This window comes from candidate division KSB1 bacterium, assembly GCA_034506395.1.
Lineage (GTDB): Bacteria > Zhuqueibacterota > Zhuqueibacteria > Thermofontimicrobiales > Thermofontimicrobiaceae > Thermofontimicrobium.
In genome coordinates, this window is sequence record JAPDPQ010000005.1 from 155,043 (window position 1) to 173,309 (window position 18,267).

Consider the following 18,267-nt stretch of genomic DNA (forward strand, 5'->3'; position numbering starts at 1 on the left):
TATACCGATGCAATTCCGATCGAAACATACGGGGTCAAAACGAGCTAACAATCTACTTGGGTCGAGGAACATAATATGAAATCTAAAAAAGCATTGCATCTTAGTGGAGCCACTTTAGCGGGGGCGTGTTTGCTCGTGACACTTTTTTGCAGCACTGTCCAAGCTCAATTTTTTGATCCGAATAACACGCTGATTCTGAATACACTGAGGGAGATCGCGACAAAACATGCCCTAACTTTGGACGAGCAACGGCTCCAAACGGCCAAACTGATTCAACAGCTCCGCCAGTTCTATGATACCTACACGTTGCTGCGCAATGATATTGAGTTCAGCCAAAGCCTTTATCGAGATTTCAAGGCGATCGAAAATATGGATCTGACGAATGCCTATGCTCTGTCTAATTTCGTTCTGAATGCGGATCGGCCTGACTATTGGTTTCCCGCAACCACCAGCCAGTTAAGCATGACCTCGATGGACGTGGAAGCAGTGTTGAACAATTCCAGGAGACTAAAAGAGACTTATGAGAGCTTCGCGCTGTCGGTCAATGACGAGATGGAGCCGAAAGACGCTGATCAGAGGCTTTATAACGCTATGGCCGGTCAGGAGGCGTTTTCAAAGGCGTTGTTTGAATATGCACTAAAATGCCAGGTGCTGGCAAAAACTTATGACTCCCTTGCCGTCGAACTGCACAAGCAGATCACTAATAATGAGAACAGATATACCGTAGCAGAGCGGACGCAATTGCTGTTAGAAGCGGTCAAATTGCGGGATCAATCGAACCAGTACTATGAAAAATATCTGGAGCTATCCCAGAAATCCCATGAAAATGAGTTAAACCTTTATGACCAGAAGTTAAATTACTTGCGCTCCAAGGTGAATTGGAATGTGTTAAAAAAAGAAGTCAATCGAACATCAAAAATTCGTTACGGTTTCTTCGATGTGATTCGTGCACCGTTCGAATAATTGTCCGGGAATGCTCCATGGGTTGCAGAGCAACAGATGATTGTATCGCGAAACTCGGCATTCCGTCCAGAACTGGATAAAAAATCTAAACGTTTTTTGAGGAATTTAATTTTTTCTCCTCGAAAATCTTCAACGGTTATTGTTGCGTGACAAAAATTTTGCGCCGCACAATGCTGAAATCCTGTCCTTTGAGGTCGATTAATAGTAGGATTTAATAACAGGAGCCAGATTCCGCTTGATCAAATAACTCATCTTGTTCGAGGCATCTATGTTAGAAATGTTTTTCGATTCGGTGTTTTTCAATTCAGTCAATCAGATGGTGGAATATATCATTCGAATTTGCATCTATATGTTCACGCTCGGCGTGGTGGTTTATTTCATCACCATGTTGTTTCGATTGTCCACTGACACCGAAGGCCGCGACAACATTTATCATTTATTTGTGGTAGGTTTTGGAGCGCTGGGCCTGGCGACCTATCGCATTTGGGCGATCTGGCTCGGGAAACTGTTTGTGCTTTTGGCACGCGCCATCTTCGATCTGGAAAGCGGGAATATCATGACCGACTACCTGGGAGCATTCTTTGCCAATCCCCAAGGCCAAGGATTGCGCATGTCATTTTTTAACCTGTTCAGCCTGGAGGCGCTGTCTTCGCTATCTTATTTTTTGGTGATGATCGTTTATGAAATTTTCGTGGTGATCCAGGTAATTGTACAAATCTTCTTTTATTTGATCGGGCCATTGGCAATCGTAATATCACTATTTCCCAATTTTCGCGATACGTTTCGATCCTGGATCTCCAACTTCTGTGCAGTAAATTTCTGGTCAGTATTGATCGCGATCCTTTTCCGGCTGGTCAAAACACTCACCAATTCGCCTGCGTTCAAAGCATCAGTGGCAGCCGGCGACAAAAGTGTTTTGTGGGAATCTTTTATACTTGGGGTCATTATCTGTATCATCATCGTGCTGATCCCCAAGTTGTCGCTCGCCATTTTTAAGGGTGGGGGCTCTGCTGCTGATCTGGGCACCTATGGGACTGGTATCACTGCTGGGGTGGTCATCTCCACCGTTTGGAAGCGGCTCAAACATATTACCATCGCAACCACCCAACAGATAGCAGCTCACACCAGCACTGGCGTTATCTCGGGTGCTCAACGCCTATCCCAAAGTCCAACGGCAAGTTCGACTGAAGCAGCCCTGCGTTCATTGACCGATGGCGCTGAAGGCAGCCCCGGAAATTGGCCGTTCGAGGGTGGCAGGGTAGAAAACTTGGTGGAAGGGATGTGATGGATCATAATCAATAATCAATGTTCAGTAGTCAGTAATCAGTAGTCAGTAATCAGTAATCAGTAATCAGTAACAGCAATCAGAAACCAGTATTCAGTGAGCATTGATATATCTTTGCTCGATTCAGAGGATCTCGGCGTAAGCGAGATGAAACATTGATTTCAAGCGTTAGTTTTCCTCCTGGACTTGCTCACCTCTTGGACGAAGACAAGGAGATAAAATGCAACGGCTGATGAAACAGCATCAGGAAATTAGAGACAAGAAGCAAGATGACATTCCCATTAGACGAACATTAGTTTTAAAGCTGAATAAAGCTTACTTGGAGTTATCGAGGTGAAAACTATGGCAGAGCGAACCAAATACTATGAGATTTACGGAGAGCTAGTAAAAAACAAAATATTTTTGCAGCGGTTGGTCATCGGCTTGCTGGTGATCAATGTGGTGTTAATCATCGTTTGCTACATCGGGTTTTCCCGACCGGCACAAACTTTTGTGATCAAAGATGGCTATGCCTATGCCACTCAAGCTTATCAGCATGAACGTTCGATCTTCGAGGTTAAACGATTTTGTTATGAGTTTGCCAAAAATCTTCTAGAATTCAATCGGGAAAATTTCAATGAGCATATCAAAACAGCGTTGCAAATGTGCTCTGAAGAGCTGGAATTCATCATGTATAATACGATTAAAGGCTCTGAAATCCCTAAACTTGTGCAGAACACGAATGGAACAATTAAATTTGAAGTGAGTGAAATACTGGTGAAACAAGGCGACCCATTTCAAGCGCGAGTGGTGGGTAAACAAGTGTTTCCTGGACAGGCTCCGATTGATATCACATTTGATTTGGATATCAATGTGGTCGCCCGATCAGAAAAAAATCCATTCGGTCTAAAAATCATCAATTTTAAACAGAGTTGAGCTTGAAGAAACTGACCATTGCATTGGTGTTTTGCATAGCCTATTGCACCGGAGACCAATCGCTGGCCCAATCCAATCAGGTGGTGCGAGTTGCGCCAGGTTTCGCTACGGTGGTCGTCTGTCCTACAGCTCCTGAACTGGTGACGGTGGGCAATATGGATGCCTTTTCGGTTCAAACAACTGGCAATTATATCTTGATCAAGCCATTGACCAGTAAGGGCACCACCAATATGTTCATCAAGACGGCAACAGAGTCTTTCAACTTGTTGATTCAAGTATCAGAGACCCCGGATCTTGAGGTTCGGCTGGTCTCTCGTTCACCAGCATTGCAGGAGCTCTTTCCTGAGGATCGCTCGAGCAAGGGCGCTCAATCGATTGAGGATAGCGAAACCGCCCGCAAAAAGGCCTCAGAAGCCCGGCGGCAATCCCTCTCCAGCTTAAATCCCAAAACGCTGGCATTATTGGCTAATTTGTTCAAAACTACAAACCGTTATACTTATAGCGTCACCAATTCAAAGGTGATCTTTGCGGTCGATCACATGAAGCAAATCAAAGATAAGATGTTTTTGATTTGCACCATTATCAACAATTCCAACATCCCCTATGATGTCGGATATGTTCGCTTTCAGATGATCGATTATCAAAGAAGCTATTTGTTTTGGAAAAAGAAAATAAAAGAGACCGAGCTGGAGCCAGTAAGCGAATACTATAACGTCACGATCAAACCCCATGCATTTGGCAGACTGCTATTCGTATTTGATAAATTGGGCTATTCGAGTACGAGCACTTTAAATATCAAATGCACGGAAGAGAACGGCCGGCGAAATTTAGAGTTGGAGGTCCCGGGATCAATCATTAAATAGTTCTGCAATTTTTCTCATGATCTCGCTTTAATCGCTAGATGGGCTGTATTGCTGAATTGATGAAGGAAGGCCAGCAACTATCCGTTTTTTGAAGCGAGCAAAGCACAGCGGCCCAATTAGGCATTTTAAGATTTTAAAAATTGACGATACCTCCATGAAGCCAAAGGAGTTGGTATCACCAACAAAGCAGAGATCATTATTAGGTTTGGTCTCTGATCGAAGACTCAGAACAGGATATTTATCAAGAGGGTGGCAGTGATGAATTTGGGAAGACTATCTGATCGATTGGAACAGTTGCGCAAAATCAATTTGCCCCGTGTCAAGCCAATGTTGATTGGGGGGCTTGCGTTCGTGGTCGTACTGATGGTAATGGTCATGGTCTCGACCAAAAGTCCGAGCAAAAAAGTGACCGCTCATAAAGTGAATTTGCTGCCTGGGGAGGCGATGCCTCGCTCTCGACCAACATTGGACTATGAGTTCATCAAATTCGATAGCATCAGAATTCCGAATTTTTCTCCGATAGAACAGCGGGTTACATCCGGGCCAGCGATTGAGCCAGTCTCATTCCAGCAAACGATTGAACCGCCGCGTCAGACTGCAAGTGGGGTTAAAAATCCAACTAGCGGTACTCACGCCAGGATGGAAAAAAGTTTCCCTGAGCCCACAATTTCCCTCGAACCAAGAACCATCAGTCAAAACCCGAACATGATTGTGACCAACAACTTGACTGATGTCGCTGGGACGGCTGGATCAGGATCGGCGGTTTTCACTGGGATGCAAGCAGCGCTCATCAAGGTCATTCTGCCCAATCGCACGCCGGTCGCGAACGGCAGTTTGGTGGAAGCCCGAGTGCTGCGCGACAGCAACTGGGGCAACGTTTTCATTCCGAAGCGGACCAAACTGATTGGTGTTGCTTCATTGATGAACCTCAGAGTTCACATCGATTTTCAGGAGATCTATATCAACAATACATCTCGTTCTTGTCGGGGTCGGGCGTTTGATCTCAAGCGGTTGCAGGGTTTGGCCTATTCGCCAGTGAGTTCCGAGGCAAAGCGGGTGCTATTGGAAGAGCTGCGTGACGCTGTGGCAGGTGTGCCTGTTTTGGGACGCGTCGCCAATCGAGCTGCATATTCCGCCAACTACTATGATCAAGAAGCCTCAGTGCTGGATGAGGGCTTAGAATTTTATGTAATGATTGAGTCGATTTATTGATTCAAGCAGCCGTCGTCTTTCATGGATAACGAGTGATTAATCGCGAATGAAAATGAAACCAATATTCCCATTTTTATTGACCATCATCATTCTTTTCGGTACGATCGCTTCATGTGAGAAGCATAAAGATCCATTTTCTGCATTGAATAAGAAACCAGAGCTTCAGCTTTTCGCTTTTGATGCAGATTCATTGAAATTCAAACGGGATCTGCCATTTTATATCCGGCTGAAGTATCAAGACGATGAGGGACAACAACTGACTGCGACCTTCACATTTATTTCTGGCAGCGGGGACATTTTCCAATCAGATTTTAGGCCTGTCAGCAAAACGAAGACGACCCAAGTTTTTCAAGCGCCTAGTAGCTTCGATGGTCGGCTCAGCTTTCTGCCAGACACCACTGGAAAAGTGGAAATCGAGCTGGAGCTGTCGGATCGGGTGAAGCTCAGCACGGGCAAAGCAACGACCTTTTTTTATTTCAATCTCAAACCTGTTGCGAAGTTCACCTATCGATTATTAAGCTCGGTTAGCCCCTATGATGTCGAGGTCGATGCCAGTTCCAGCTATGACCGAGACGAAGGGAATATTGAATGGTACTATTGGTGGTTCGCTGATGGAACCAGTGAAATTCGCACGCGGGCAAAAACCTGGCGCCATACCTACCAAAAAGCAGGCTCTTATCCGGTTCGGCTCAAAGTTGTTGATAACGATGGAGGGAACGATAGTACAATTGTGGTTATCCCCACCAATAATCAACCGCCTGTGGCCCAATTGCAAGTACAGCCCTCATCTGGTCAAGCGCCATTAACCATCCGCTATACCGCTACCAATAGCTTCGATCCTGATGGGAGAATCGTCGCCTATCGGATCGATTTCGACGACGGAACCAGTGCACTCGATAGTGCAGGTACCCACATCTATTCCACCGATAAGAATTACCGTGTACGGCTTCAGGTTACAGACAATCTGGGACAGACTGACACGACTGGGATAACCGTCCGAGTATCGACGCCGCCGGTGGCCGTGCTAAACGTGACCCCTGTTGAAGGACCATTCCCCCTGGACTGCATTATTGATGGCACAGATTCGTATGATCCGCAAGGTGGAAAATTAAAACATGATATTTACATCTCAGGAGAATTGAGATACAGTGGCACCGACAGCGTCGTACATACATTTTTCGCTCCAGAGAAATATCAAATTCGATTGTTAGTCACCAGCGAACGCAATGGGCTGACTGATCAAAAAGTTCAATCAGTCAACGTGGTCAATTTGAATCCTAAAGCCGATTTTATCTGGTATCCCGAAAAACCACAGCCTCGCACCATCGTTCGCTATACTTCAACCAGCACCGACTCGAATCTGACAGATTACATTTCTTATTACAAGTGGACTTTTCCAGATGGTGTGGAACAAGGCGAGGACAAGGCGATCGTGGATCATCAGTACAGCTTGGATTTCAATCCCTATGTAGTCAAATTGGAGGTATGGGACAAGTATCGTGGCACCAAATTTGAGGGATATAGCGTGGTGGTCAAAACCGTGCCGAGCAACTAATTCCTTGTTAAGATTGCTGAGGTCATGCATTGTTGGTCGCACCAGTAACTAAAAATTCATGATAAAAATATGATGAAACGAATTGTCTTGCTATTCATGCTGCTCAGTGGAGCTTTTTTCTCCCGCATCGGATTTGCTCAGGAGCCGTATTATTTTCATACTATTCATTCCAATGGACTTTCGTTTGTCGCCGGTCGAACAATCAAGCTGAATTATCTGTATCAACTCAGTCGAGTGCGGCAACTGAAACTATCGGGCACTTATGTGTATGATTCTTACGATCAAGGTCGCAACCGAATTCGCGCCAATGTATTCTTGGCCAATGCTCAATTTCAATATCAGCTCATCCACTCGAATCAATTTTTCATTAATCTGGCGTTAGGCGGAGGGGGCTATCATCTTCAAGCCAAAGATAAGCTCAATATCAAACATAAAGAATGGCGCTTTAATTTTCTTGGGGGAGTGCAAGTGGAGTATTATATCGTAAAGAACACTTTAGCGCTCACAGTCGATTATGATATCTTATACCTTCCGTGGAGTAAAATCTACGAGTTTCTCCATGTCCCAACTGCTGGAGTGACCTTATTCTTCTTTTGATTCTTCTCCATCGAAACCATTTCGCCCGAAAATAATTTGCGGCCGCTGATCACGGCCGCTATGGTTCCAATGAAAAGTTACTTCATTTAGCTCTTTTTTATCCTAACTCGCATCGGAGTGCATTCATGTTTGAATTGAACTAATGCTCTCCTGAAGCTACTTTTTGAGTGCTTAGCGATACCAAAATTGGTTATCAGTCCAAAGGAACCAATTTCGGTCGAACGTCACTATTGGCAATGAGCCAGGCACAGGCAAAGGCAGCGCGGGCGACCTGAGCCATTTTTTCTGGGACGATTTTTTCAGCCGTATCAGATGGCTGGTGATAATCGTCATGCATACCGGTAAAAAATGATAAAAATGGAATATTCATGCGAAAGAACGAAGCATGGTCGCTGCCACCAATGCGGCGATCATCGCTGAATTTGAAATGCAATTTCACTTGCTCATTAGCCCTCAGGAAGATCTCTTTCATTTCTGGGCTTCGGACCGCTCCGCTGACCTCAACGGCACTGGTGTCATTCCGAGCGATCATGTCCAAATTGATCATGGCAACCGTATGCTCCAGTGGAAAAATTGGATCGCTCGCTGCGTAGAACCGAGAGCCGAACAATCCCTTTTCTTCCCCAGCGAAACACATAAACAGCACTGAACGTTTCGGACGTTGCTGACATTCAGTAAATGCCTTCGCTACAGCTAATACTCCAGAGGTTCCCGATGCATTATCATCGGCACCATTATAGATTACGGAATCCCCTCTTGCTCCGATGTGATCATAGTGGGCGCCGACTACGACAAGCTCCTGCTTTAGCTGGGGATCTGCTCCTTCCCAGAATGCAATGACATTTTGGGTCTTTAAGCTGTCACTCTCCAAATGTGTTGCGATCGTGGCAATAATCCCTGGTAGCAACTGCGATTGCGGCTTGAGCTCGAGATCGATCTGCTGATGAATCTGTTCCATCGTTCTTCCAAGAGTGGACATCAAATCCTCTGCCAATTGCTTCCCAATCCGTACCGCAACGATCTTGTTCTGTTCTTTCTCGCCCAACGTTAGTGGGATGGCCTCTTCAGGCGCCGATCGAAGCAACGACGGCCAAGGGTTCGGTGGCCGTCGGAATCGATGGGATGGATTGGTGACAACGATCAGCCCAACCGCACCATGGTCGATGGCGTTCAAGGCCTTTTCGCTCAATTTGCTGTGGTCAGTGGCTTTGCTGCCGTTGAAAACACTGGTGCTATCCCTTTCCTGGGGTTCTTCAGTGAAAACCAGCACAATTTTGCCCGCAGCATCGATATTTTGATAATCATCATATTGATATTCTGGCGCGGTGATACCATAGCCGGCAAAGACCACAGGCGCCGTTACCTGTCGACTGGCTGAAAAATAAATCGGCACAAAATCGTCCTTAATGGCATAATGCTTTTCCACTCCATTAATTGACAGCAAAAATTTCTGTTCGCCGGCCAACCGAGTTTTCAATAGAAAAAAATCTTGAAAATAGCCACGTTTTTCCGCTACTGGTTGGCACCCCAGCGAGATGAAATAGCGCTGAAGATATTTAGCGCAACTATCGAGTTCGGGACTGGGAGTGTCACGCCCTCGCATCTCATCTGCTGCCAGTATTTTCACATGAGATAGCATTTCCTCGCCTGAAATGGCTGTTAGGCCAGCAACTGGTACAACGGACTGACCTAATAAAATGCCCCATCCAATGAATAGCAACAATACAATTAGCAGAAAATATCGGAAATTTCTCATCACTCTTCCTCCGAAACCCAAAATATAATTTTAAGTAGTGGCGCTTCCTTTACACAACGATTAAAACGGCAATCGAGGAAATTAAGTTGCATCTTTTTTAGCTGAATTTTGATATGCATGGAACGCCTCGTGTTCAGAATCCCTCATGGAATTCAGCAATCCGACAGCAATAAGGTAATAGCCGTATTATTGTTTACCAGAAAAAATCGAGGTTAAAGAACTGGGTAGGGATCGCAGAATAATAACGAATCAATCACAGCGATCGAGCTCACTCACCCGAATTCGATTGAAAGCGCATTCGCGGTTGAATGATTGCTGCAAGCTCGTTGAGCTGAAAGATCTCAATATCGTGGTATGGATAGCTACCATTGGGCAGACTGCAACGATTGGGATTATACCAAACTGTCCATAAACCAACCTGCTTTGCAGCGATGATGTCTTTCTCATAATCGTCGCCGATCATCACTGCGTTTTCTGGAGCGACAGCAAGCTGCTTTAAAACGTTCTGATAAAAATCAGGGGCTGGTTTTCGGACATATAGCTCGGCGGGCGTGAAAATTTCCTCAAAAAATTCGTCCAGATTCACCCGGTTCAAAGCGCGAATAACTTGAACACGGTCGGAATCCTGAGCATCACTGACCAACACGATCCGAAATTGCCGCTTCAATTTCGGTAGGACTTCCAGTACGCCATCCATAGCGGCAACCGCAGGCCATGAAGCCATTGGACCGCGCTGATCGGGGAATACTTTCATCACCGTATTCCCCCAATCGAATAGCAGCGCCTTGATCTCAAATGAAAGTTGTTGGATATAGTCAGAAATATTCACACGCCGACTCTAAAACCTATTAAATGAGTAGGTAGGGTGCTCAAACTGTCAGGGGCTTTAAATTTGCCTTTTTTCAATAGCCAGGTCCCATGAAACCATGATTGGGATATTTTTGCAATTGCTACAAAATTGTTCAGCCTCAATTTGAGGCAGCACAATTTTATTTCCCTCTGTGAAATGATGTAAGGAGTAAGCAGATGCGATCCTGAACATCCATGACGACATTGGCATCACAAAGGAAGTTATTGAACATAGTGGAGAAAACCAGCGTCTCGCCATCCTGCGTAATGGCATAGCCCGAAAGGCAGCGAGCATTGGAGATGGTGCCGGTCTTGGCAAAAACCCGTCCCTGCGCTGGCGTGCCCTTTAATCGATAATCGATTGTCCCATCCACACCAGCAATTGGCAGGGCTTCGCGAAAAATCTGACCATAACGATGATAGAACATATTCCGCAATATCGTGGTCAAGTGAACTGGAGCGATATAGTTGTAGCGGCTCAATCCAGAACCGTCTTTATAGCAATATGCATTTGGATCAACCCCCAGTCGACGTAAGGTTGCTTGAACCACCTTCGCCCCTTCATCGAAGCTGCCACCTTTGCCAAATCGGGCTCCTAATAATTTCACCAAGCTCTCCGCGTATAGGTTCTGCGATTCCTTCATCAACACGGTCAGCACTTGCTTGAACGGAAGCGACTGATGAACGAATAATAATCTTTTTTTTGCCAACTTTTCTGGGTTGCCCAGATCATCGGCATCCTTTGGTTGACCATAAACTGGTATGCCCAACATCACCAATTCCCACTTCAAAGCGCTTAAAAAATGAACGGTGGGATTGTGAATGGAAACATTTTCGATATAGTATTCGCCAGGCTGCACTTTACCTTTAACCTTCAGTCGATTTGTTTCAGGAATACGTAGGATGGATAGCTCGGTGGCGTTGGGATGAATTTCCAGATCTGGCTCCAATTGCAGATATCCAGGATCTGGTTTGAGTTTAAGGCTCAGATAATCGCCAGTGCTATCAGATAGAACAAACAGTCTGGCCATATTCTCGTTGTACATGAACGCCCCGATCGGTGCAGAGTAGGCATAACTCAAATTATTGAGCGACCAGCCATAGCCCACTGGTTCTTCATCAAACAAATCATCAATGCCGATAACATCTCCCTCAATGGCATAAATGCCTCGTGCGTGCAAGGAGTCGGCCCAGGCGCGAAAAATAAAGCCGTCCATTTTGCCCTCACAGAACCGGAAACTAAAGGTGGGGTCCCCGCTCGCCACAATGATCAAATCACCCTTTAATATTCCAGCTTCAATGTGACCCGAGATATACACTGGGGTTTGATATCGGAACTCTGGGCCCAGTTTGATCAGCGCGGCCGCTGCGGTAAGGATCTTTTGGTTGGAAGCTGGCATCATTAGCGTATTGGCGTTATGCTGATAGAGTATTTCTCCGCTGCTGGCAGATTGAACCATGATACCGACCACCGCGGTCTGCAGCTCTGGAGTGGCGATCTGCTGATCAATTTGCTGAGACAATCGCTGCTCAGGAGATAGCATTGTTTTTGGTTGATACCATCCTGCACAGCTTGTCAAAAAGACCAAGATAGCAGGAAACAACCATAGCTTATTTGATTTGCCCATTGTCATTTTGTCTATGAATTTCAAGTTGCGAATATCTCCTTTGGTCGAAATTAACGGCTCTGGTCGGCCAATGGCAATCGAGGAAATTCAGTATTAACTTCTGGACTGCTCGTTCCGTTTTTATAATAGACTGCTGCTCGGTATCAAATATCGAGCTCCTGAGAGAATCCGCCAAGGTGCGGCGACATGGTCATGTTTTCCTCAGAAAGAATTACAAGCTCGCTTTGCCTCGTTCGGAACGACAGCTTTTCCCTATTTTGCAAGAGCCGATCCTTTGGTCAAACCAACTATGGAATAATTTACCATCGCATCAAGATCGATCCCCAGGTGAAGCCAGAGCCAAACGCGACTAAAACCACGTAATCGCCTGGTTGAATTCTTCCTTCCATTAGGGCCTCATGCAGAGCGATTGGAATCGATGCGGCGGTGGTATTGCCATATTTGTGGATATTGCTGAACACCCGATCCATCGAATAGCCAAATCTGGCAGCGACAGCTTCAGTAATTCGTTGATTGGCCTGATGAGGGATCACCAGCTTCACCTGCTCTGGGGCGATCTGATTAGCGGAGAGACATTCTTCAATCGCCTCGCAGAAGCGAACCACGGCATGCTTAAAAACCTGTCGCCCATTCATAAACGGGTAGATCGAAGTGCCGTCGAGCATCTCTTTGGTGAGACGAGGGACGTGCAAGCTTCCGGGGTTTTCCACATACAATTCCTTAGCAAAACGGCCGTCAGCGTGGAGATGGGATGAAAGGATACAACGGTTTGGATCATCACTCCGTTCAACAATAACAACACCAGCGCCATCGCCGAACAACACCGCCACGTCGCGACCCCGCGTAGATAAGTCGAGCCCAGTGGAATGGATCTCAGAACCTACCAGCATAATTCGGCGGTACATACCGGTTCGGATGAACTGGTCAGCCACTGCCAGACCGTAGATGAATCCGGTGCACTGATTTCTGATATCCAGGGCTGGAACTCCTGGAAGACCCAACTTTTCTTGCAATAGTACGCCAGACCCTGGGAATTGATATTCAGGACTTAGCGTGGCGAATATGATGAACTCGACATCTTTTGGTTCCAAATGGGCATTTTGAAGGGCTTGTTTCGCCGCCTCAACCGCCAGTCCTGCCGGGCCAACTTCAGGTTCGGCGAATCTTCGCTCGATAATGCCAGCTCGTTCCCGGATCCAAGCATCACTGGTATCCATGAGTTTTTCCAGATCAAAGTTCGTGACAACCTTTTCGGGGACATACATGCCCGTCCCAGTGATCCGCGCCTTATACATCCTTCCCTCCTAATTGTGTGATGGTAAAGCTCTGCAAAATGGGGAAATTTTTCATCCCCAACCGTCAGCCCACTGGCTGACAGTTCCTGAGATTTGCTGCGGTGATTTGTTTTGCAAAGGTCTTTTTGTGATTGAAAAAAATTTTGCACAATATAGCAACTTAGCCTAATAAAGTCAAGCTGAAATTTTGAACCGACAATTAATCCGCTTTTGACTCCGTAAGCAAAATTCCACTTGACTTTTAAATTGCCGATTCTTATAATCGGGCAGTATTTGTGCCCGAAGGTTCTCTGGTGCGAGCCACATAATTTCTATCCGGACGAACGCAGGAGCATGTTGATTTGGGCAATTTTCGATGTAATTTTCAAATCGCTCCGCCTGCTTTGCAACTTTAATTTAAAAAAAACGTCCTATTTTACAAAATTAATCAATACTCGCTGCATGCCTTGGCATATCTTCATTGAATCTATTCGCAACTGAAAATGCAGTAACAAGTTTTTCTACACTCAGGTGTTTAATGTACAAGTCGAATTTTGGTTGCTCATTAACATCTGAGATAGCGGTGTTTGCCACACCGGAATTTCATCATCGGATAAATTTCGACCCGACATTGAGGAATAGAAGCTATGAAAATCACAATTGAAAATTTAACCAAAATCTACAAGAACGGCATCCAAGCTCTCAAAGATATCAACCTCGAGATCAATAGCGGCATGTTTGGATTATTGGGGCCGAATGGCGCGGGCAAAACGACGTTGATGCGGATTTTGGTGACGTTGATGAAGCCCACCAGCGGTCGCGTTACTGTAGACGGTTTGGACTTGCAGCGGAACCGTCGCGAAATCCGCGCGATGCTTGGCTATCTCCCTCAAGACTTTCGCTTTTTCACCAAACTAAAGACCTGGGAATTTTTGGACTATGTTGCCAGCCTGGCAGGACTCCACGATAGCCGCGCGCGAAAGTTGGCAGTCGATGAAATGTTAGAACGAGTGGGTTTGTACGAGGCGCGGGATCGAATGGCCAATAGGTTGTCTGGCGGAATGAAACGCCGGTTGGGTATCGCTCAGGCGCTGATTGGTGATCCGAAAATCGTCGTGGTCGACGAACCCACTACCGGGCTCGATCCAGAAGAGCGAATCCGGTTCCGCAATCTGCTCACTGAAATGAGCCAGAAGGATATCATCATCATTCTTTCCACCCATATCGTGGGCGATATCTCCAGCACCTGCAACAACATGGCGTTGCTCAACGATGGGCAAGTCGTGTTCAATCAATCACCGGATAAGCTCATCGACAAAGCCCGCGGCCATGCCTGGCTCATTCACGCATTGGACAGCGAACTGGATCAGATTAAAGCAAAATATCCGGTCATCGCAACAATCCCGTCCCAAAATGGTTGGGAGGTCCAGGTTGTGGCAGATAAGTTGGATGGTTTTCCAGGGAAACCCATTGATCCCAATTTAGAACATGCCTACGTCTATTTTATGGAATATGAATTGGGGAGATCTTTGAATGGAGAACTTGAATAGGAGGTTGGGCAGAAGATGCTTTTAATCAGTGATCAGTAATCAGTGATCAGTGATCAGTGATCAGTGATCAGTAGTCGGCGTCCCATCGCTGACAACAGGCATATTTGAATAACTAGTTTTGAAAATGAAAATAACCAAGGGAAGAGAATATGTTATCATTGTATAAAATCTGGACGGTTGCGAAATATGAGATGAAAACCCTGCTGCGAAGCTGGTTTTTTCGGATCTTTGCGCTAATCGCGATTGCCGTATTGACCTTCACGAACGTGCCGTTTTTCGCCTTGAAAGGCAATACGCCATGGGTGTTTCGAGGCATCTCAGCTTCGATCCCCTATTACAATATCTTGATCCTCAATGTCATCCAGGCGATCATCGCGGTGTTTCTGGCATCCGATTTTCTCAAGCGCGACAAGAAGCTGGATACAACCGAAGTGGTTTATATGCGTTCGATGAACAATAGCGACTATGTGTTGGGCAAACTGCTTGGCATCCTTTTGGTGTTCCTTGGCTTGAATTTGGTCGTGCTCATGATCGCTGCGGTGTTCAATATTTTTTTCAGTGATGTTCCGCTGGTCTTTCTGCCCTACCTCCTGTATCCGATATTCATCAGCATTCCAACTTTAATTTTCATCTTCGGACTCTCATTTCTTTCGATGGTAACCATTCGCAATCAAGCCGTCACTTTTATCTTATTGTTAGGCTATATCGCCGTTACCATTTTTTTCCTGGGCAACAAATTCCATTACCTGTTTGATTATATCACATTCAATGTTCCATTGATGTACTCGGATTTTGTGGGATTTGGCAATTTGGCCTTGTTGCTATTGCATCGTGGGATGTATTTACTCTTAGGCCTATCGTTTGTTTTCGCTACCATTTTGCTGATCAAGCGGTTACCGCAATCGGTTTTTATGACACGCCTCTCTTGGATCCTCATGATCTCATTTTTAGGAGGCGCTATTGCGTTGGGTGCTAATTATATTTCCCATTTCACCGAGGGCAAAAAGCTCCGTGCCACCATAACAGAATTGAATAAAACCGCGATCACCATGCCTAAAGTGACATTACAAGATTGTCGGCTTCACGTTCAGCATCGCGGTCGGACTATTCAAGTCACTGCCCAGCTAAAAGTGATAAACAAAAACCGAGATCCGATCTCGCGATATCAATTCAGCCTTAACCCTGGATTGGTAATAAAACGCGTCAGTTCTGGCTCTTCTGAGTTGAAATTTGAACGAAATGCTCATTTACTCTTCGTCGTTCCACGGCAACAGCTTCAGGTCGATGGATTGGACTCGCTCACAATTGTCTATGACGGAACGATCGATGAGCAAGCTTGTTATATTGATATCGATGAAAAGAAACGAGCGGAACTCTACCGCGCCTGGTTATATAATATTGCAAAGCGTTTCAGCTTCATCGAACCAGATCATGTGCTGTTAACGCCAGAGGCCAATTGGTATCCGATTGCCGGCCTGCCCTATGCAGCAAGTTACCCCAAACTCACAGAAAGAGACTTCACCAATTTCCAGCTAACGGTTGCAACCAAAAAAGGACTCACGGTCATTGCTCCAGGAAAGATGACCTCGCTCGGCGACAGCAATTATCGATTTGATGCCGAACAGCCCCTTCCTCAATTATGCTTGGCGATCGGCAACTATGAGAAACGATCCATCCAGGTTGACAGTGTGGAATATTCGCTATTCAATTTAAAAGGTCATGATTATTATTCACCATTCTTTAAGGACATTGGGGATACGCTGATTGCGTTGATTCGAGAGATGAAGCAGGATTATGAGAACAAATTGGGGCTCAACTATCCGTATCCGCGACTGGCATTGGTTGAAACGCCGATCCAATTTTTCAGTTATGCGCGTTCTTGGACCGATGCGAGGGAGAACGTGCAACCATCGATCATTTTCTTGCCAGAAAAAGGGGTGCTATTAGAGCGGGCGGATTTCAGCCAAATGGCCCGTTGGCAAAAGCGTCGCCTGGAACGATCGAATCAAACTTTAACCCCACAGGAGTTGCAGAGCGAGCTATTCAGAGACTTTGTGTCTGGTTCATTATTGGGGACTATGGGCAGGGGCTTTATGGCTGAAATTATCAAAGGGATGGTGAATTGCACCATTTTCCCGAATTATTATAGCCTGGTTAACAATTTTTCATCGGGCCAATGGCCGATATTTAATGTTGCGCTGGAGTCGTTCCTGTTGCAAAAAACCACCGAGGGTTCGCCTCCGTTCCGTCGATTTTTTGCTGGATTATCTGATGAAGAAAAAGCAAATTTGGCATTAATGGAGCAAACCCTGCCCGAAATATTGGCTGACGTAAAGAAGAAAGAACTGACCCCCGCGGTGCTAAAAGCGAAAGGGAACTATTTATTTAAATTGATAGAGAGCCAGTTGGGGAAGGAACAACTTCAATCGTTTTTATCTGACCTTCTAACGAACCAGCGGTTTAAAAATATCGATGTAGCAGATTTCATTGTTCGACTCAAAAATCAGTTCAATTTCGACTTAGAACCGCATTTCAACGAATGGTATCAGCAGCGGCAGCTTCCAGGCTTTATTATTGCAGACGTGGAGGCTTATAAAGTGCTAGATAAAGATCGAACCCGATATCAAATTAAATTCAAAGCATCGAATCCAGAGCCTGTCGCAGGGTTGCTTTCGATCTCCTTCCGAACTGGCGGATTTAGAGGTCCTGGATTTGGGTTTGGTCGACCACCCATGGAACCAACTCAAGAACGGTTGGTCTTCATGAGGCCAAATGAAACCAAGGAACTTGGTGTGGTGTTGGATGAACCTCCTCGAATGATGATGATTAATACACTCATATCAAAGAATCTGCCAGCAACCATCAATCGACCATTCGATGAATTGGAACTGAAAGAAAAGGCAGAACCATTTGATGGGGAGCGGCTTCTTAGTGAGCCTATCCGTCTTGTACTGCCAAATGAAACTATTGTCGACAACGAAGATAGCGGCTTCCAATTGCTTTATAATCCGAGCGAAAATTGGCTGAAACGGCTGTTGAAAATAGAGAAAACCGAGGATAAATATGTCGGGATGAATTTCTGGCAGCCTCCAAGCCGGTGGCGCGCCACCACCATGGCCGAGTTTTACGGGGAATATATCCATTCTGCTCTTTATATAAAAGCCGGAGATGGAAATAAAAAAGTCGCCTGGAAGGCATTCATCCCCACAGGCGGCAATTATGAAGTGTTTTATTACAACGGTAAGATTCGCGCCCCATGGTTTCGTCGCATGGGCGAAAGACAACAAAGTCGCCGCGATCAGTTCATCGAGCAATTCAATTTCAAAGTTTATCATGATGACGGCGTTGAAGATGTCACGCTAGATCTTTCCAATGCTGAAGAAGGATGGATCTCATTGGGCACATTTTATCTTTCATCCGATACCGCCCGTGTGGAACTGACGGACAGATCCAAGGGCCGCATAGTCATCGCCGATGCCGTGAAATGGCTGAAGCTTTAGACATCATAAGCCATCTTTCGGTGAATAGCAAGCGCTGGTCGTGCAGCAAATCGTCTCGTTTCATTCAATTGCCGACCTTTGTCAGGGAGCAAAAATTATTTTTTCAAGCTGAAATTATTCGCCCTTCTTGCCTGCGTGCAATCAATACAAACAGGGCAAATCGATTGCAGTGATCGACCAATCATATCGCCTTCCTTGAGCCATCGACTGCTTAAATTCGAATTGCCTGACAGGTCAAGACAGGCGTTCATCGGTCGTCACTTATTCGGAATAGAGCCGCAATCTGATACGTCAAAAATCAAGCGAACTGATACTATCAA

The 18,267-nt window shown here is 45.7% G+C and carries 13 protein-coding genes; 9 read left to right on the plus strand and 4 right to left on the minus strand.

Going from position 1 to position 18,267, the window contains the following annotated elements; all coding sequences use genetic code 11:
- The first annotated feature begins 75 nt into the window (after positions 1-75).
- From ONB37_05245 to ONB37_05275, 7 genes are all read left to right on the plus strand, one after another.
- Positions 76-963 (plus strand): hypothetical protein, encoded by an 888-nt coding sequence (locus tag ONB37_05245; GenBank protein MDZ7399553.1) that lies wholly within the window; start codon positions 76-78, stop codon positions 961-963.
- A gap of 268 nt (positions 964-1,231) precedes the next feature.
- Complete coding sequence (locus ONB37_05250; GenBank protein MDZ7399554.1) at positions 1,232-2,248, plus strand: hypothetical protein; 1,017 nt, start codon at positions 1,232-1,234, stop codon at positions 2,246-2,248.
- Between the two features lie 342 nt (positions 2,249-2,590).
- On the plus strand, positions 2,591-3,163 hold the full coding sequence (locus tag ONB37_05255) for a hypothetical protein (protein ID MDZ7399555.1): 573 nt from the start codon (positions 2,591-2,593) through the stop codon (positions 3,161-3,163).
- Positions 3,164-3,165: 2 nt separating this feature from the next.
- Complete coding sequence (locus ONB37_05260) at positions 3,166-4,026, plus strand: DUF4138 domain-containing protein (GenBank protein ID MDZ7399556.1); 861 nt, start codon at positions 3,166-3,168, stop codon at positions 4,024-4,026.
- Between the two features lie 258 nt (positions 4,027-4,284).
- The gene (gene traM / locus ONB37_05265; protein MDZ7399557.1) at positions 4,285-5,238 is read left to right on the plus strand and encodes a conjugative transposon protein TraM; all 954 of its coding nucleotides are present in this window, start codon (positions 4,285-4,287) and stop codon (positions 5,236-5,238) included.
- Between the two features lie 52 nt (positions 5,239-5,290).
- Positions 5,291-6,793, plus strand: coding sequence for a PKD domain-containing protein (locus ONB37_05270; GenBank protein MDZ7399558.1), 1,503 nt, complete (start codon positions 5,291-5,293; stop codon positions 6,791-6,793).
- A 69-nt stretch (positions 6,794-6,862) separates the two neighbouring features.
- Positions 6,863-7,390 (plus strand): hypothetical protein, encoded by a 528-nt coding sequence (locus tag ONB37_05275; protein MDZ7399559.1) that lies wholly within the window; start codon positions 6,863-6,865, stop codon positions 7,388-7,390.
- Between the two features lie 193 nt (positions 7,391-7,583).
- On the opposite strand, the gene ONB37_05280 is transcribed toward ONB37_05275, so the two are convergent.
- From ONB37_05280 to ONB37_05295, 4 genes are all read right to left on the minus strand, one after another.
- Positions 7,584-9,146 (minus strand): M28 family peptidase, encoded by a 1,563-nt coding sequence (locus ONB37_05280; GenBank protein MDZ7399560.1) that lies wholly within the window; start codon positions 9,144-9,146, stop codon positions 7,584-7,586.
- A 268-nt stretch (positions 9,147-9,414) separates the two neighbouring features.
- Positions 9,415-9,975, minus strand: a complete 561-nt coding sequence (locus ONB37_05285) for an HAD family hydrolase (GenBank protein ID MDZ7399561.1) — start codon at positions 9,973-9,975, stop codon at positions 9,415-9,417.
- Positions 9,976-10,135: 160 nt separating this feature from the next.
- Entirely contained in the window at positions 10,136-11,518 is a 1,383-nt protein-coding gene (gene dacB / locus ONB37_05290) for a D-alanyl-D-alanine carboxypeptidase/D-alanyl-D-alanine-endopeptidase (protein MDZ7399562.1), read from the minus strand.
- Between the two features lie 404 nt (positions 11,519-11,922).
- A complete protein-coding gene (locus tag ONB37_05295; protein MDZ7399563.1) occupies positions 11,923-12,918 on the minus strand; it encodes a ketoacyl-ACP synthase III in 996 nt (331 codons plus the stop codon).
- Between the two features lie 626 nt (positions 12,919-13,544).
- Here ONB37_05295 and ONB37_05300 point away from each other — a divergent pair.
- The gene (locus tag ONB37_05300; GenBank protein ID MDZ7399564.1) at positions 13,545-14,447 is read left to right on the plus strand and encodes an ABC transporter ATP-binding protein; all 903 of its coding nucleotides are present in this window, start codon (positions 13,545-13,547) and stop codon (positions 14,445-14,447) included.
- A gap of 149 nt (positions 14,448-14,596) precedes the next feature.
- Entirely contained in the window at positions 14,597-17,947 is a 3,351-nt protein-coding gene (locus tag ONB37_05305) for a hypothetical protein (GenBank protein ID MDZ7399565.1), read from the plus strand.
- Positions 17,948-18,267: the final 320 nt, after the last annotated feature.

What these genes read in the sequence shown, in the direction of transcription:
- ONB37_05280 (MDZ7399560.1), bottom strand. Translation starts at nt 9,146, where the DNA reads ATGAGAAATTTCCGATATTTTCTGCTAATTGTATTGTTGCTATTCATT.
- ONB37_05305 (MDZ7399565.1), top strand. Translation starts at nt 14,597, where the DNA reads ATGTTATCATTGTATAAAATCTGGACGGTTGCGAAATATGAGATGAAA.
- ONB37_05255 (MDZ7399555.1), top strand. Translation starts at nt 2,591, where the DNA reads ATGGCAGAGCGAACCAAATACTATGAGATTTACGGAGAGCTAGTAAAA.
- traM (MDZ7399557.1), top strand. Translation starts at nt 4,285, where the DNA reads ATGAATTTGGGAAGACTATCTGATCGATTGGAACAGTTGCGCAAAATC.
- ONB37_05275 (MDZ7399559.1), top strand. Translation starts at nt 6,863, where the DNA reads ATGATGAAACGAATTGTCTTGCTATTCATGCTGCTCAGTGGAGCTTTT.
- ONB37_05300 (MDZ7399564.1), top strand. Translation starts at nt 13,545, where the DNA reads ATGAAAATCACAATTGAAAATTTAACCAAAATCTACAAGAACGGCATC.
- ONB37_05295 (MDZ7399563.1), bottom strand. Translation starts at nt 12,918, where the DNA reads ATGTATAAGGCGCGGATCACTGGGACGGGCATGTATGTCCCCGAAAAG.
- ONB37_05250 (MDZ7399554.1), top strand. Translation starts at nt 1,232, where the DNA reads ATGTTAGAAATGTTTTTCGATTCGGTGTTTTTCAATTCAGTCAATCAG.
- ONB37_05245 (MDZ7399553.1), top strand. Translation starts at nt 76, where the DNA reads ATGAAATCTAAAAAAGCATTGCATCTTAGTGGAGCCACTTTAGCGGGG.
- ONB37_05270 (MDZ7399558.1), top strand. Translation starts at nt 5,291, where the DNA reads ATGAAACCAATATTCCCATTTTTATTGACCATCATCATTCTTTTCGGT.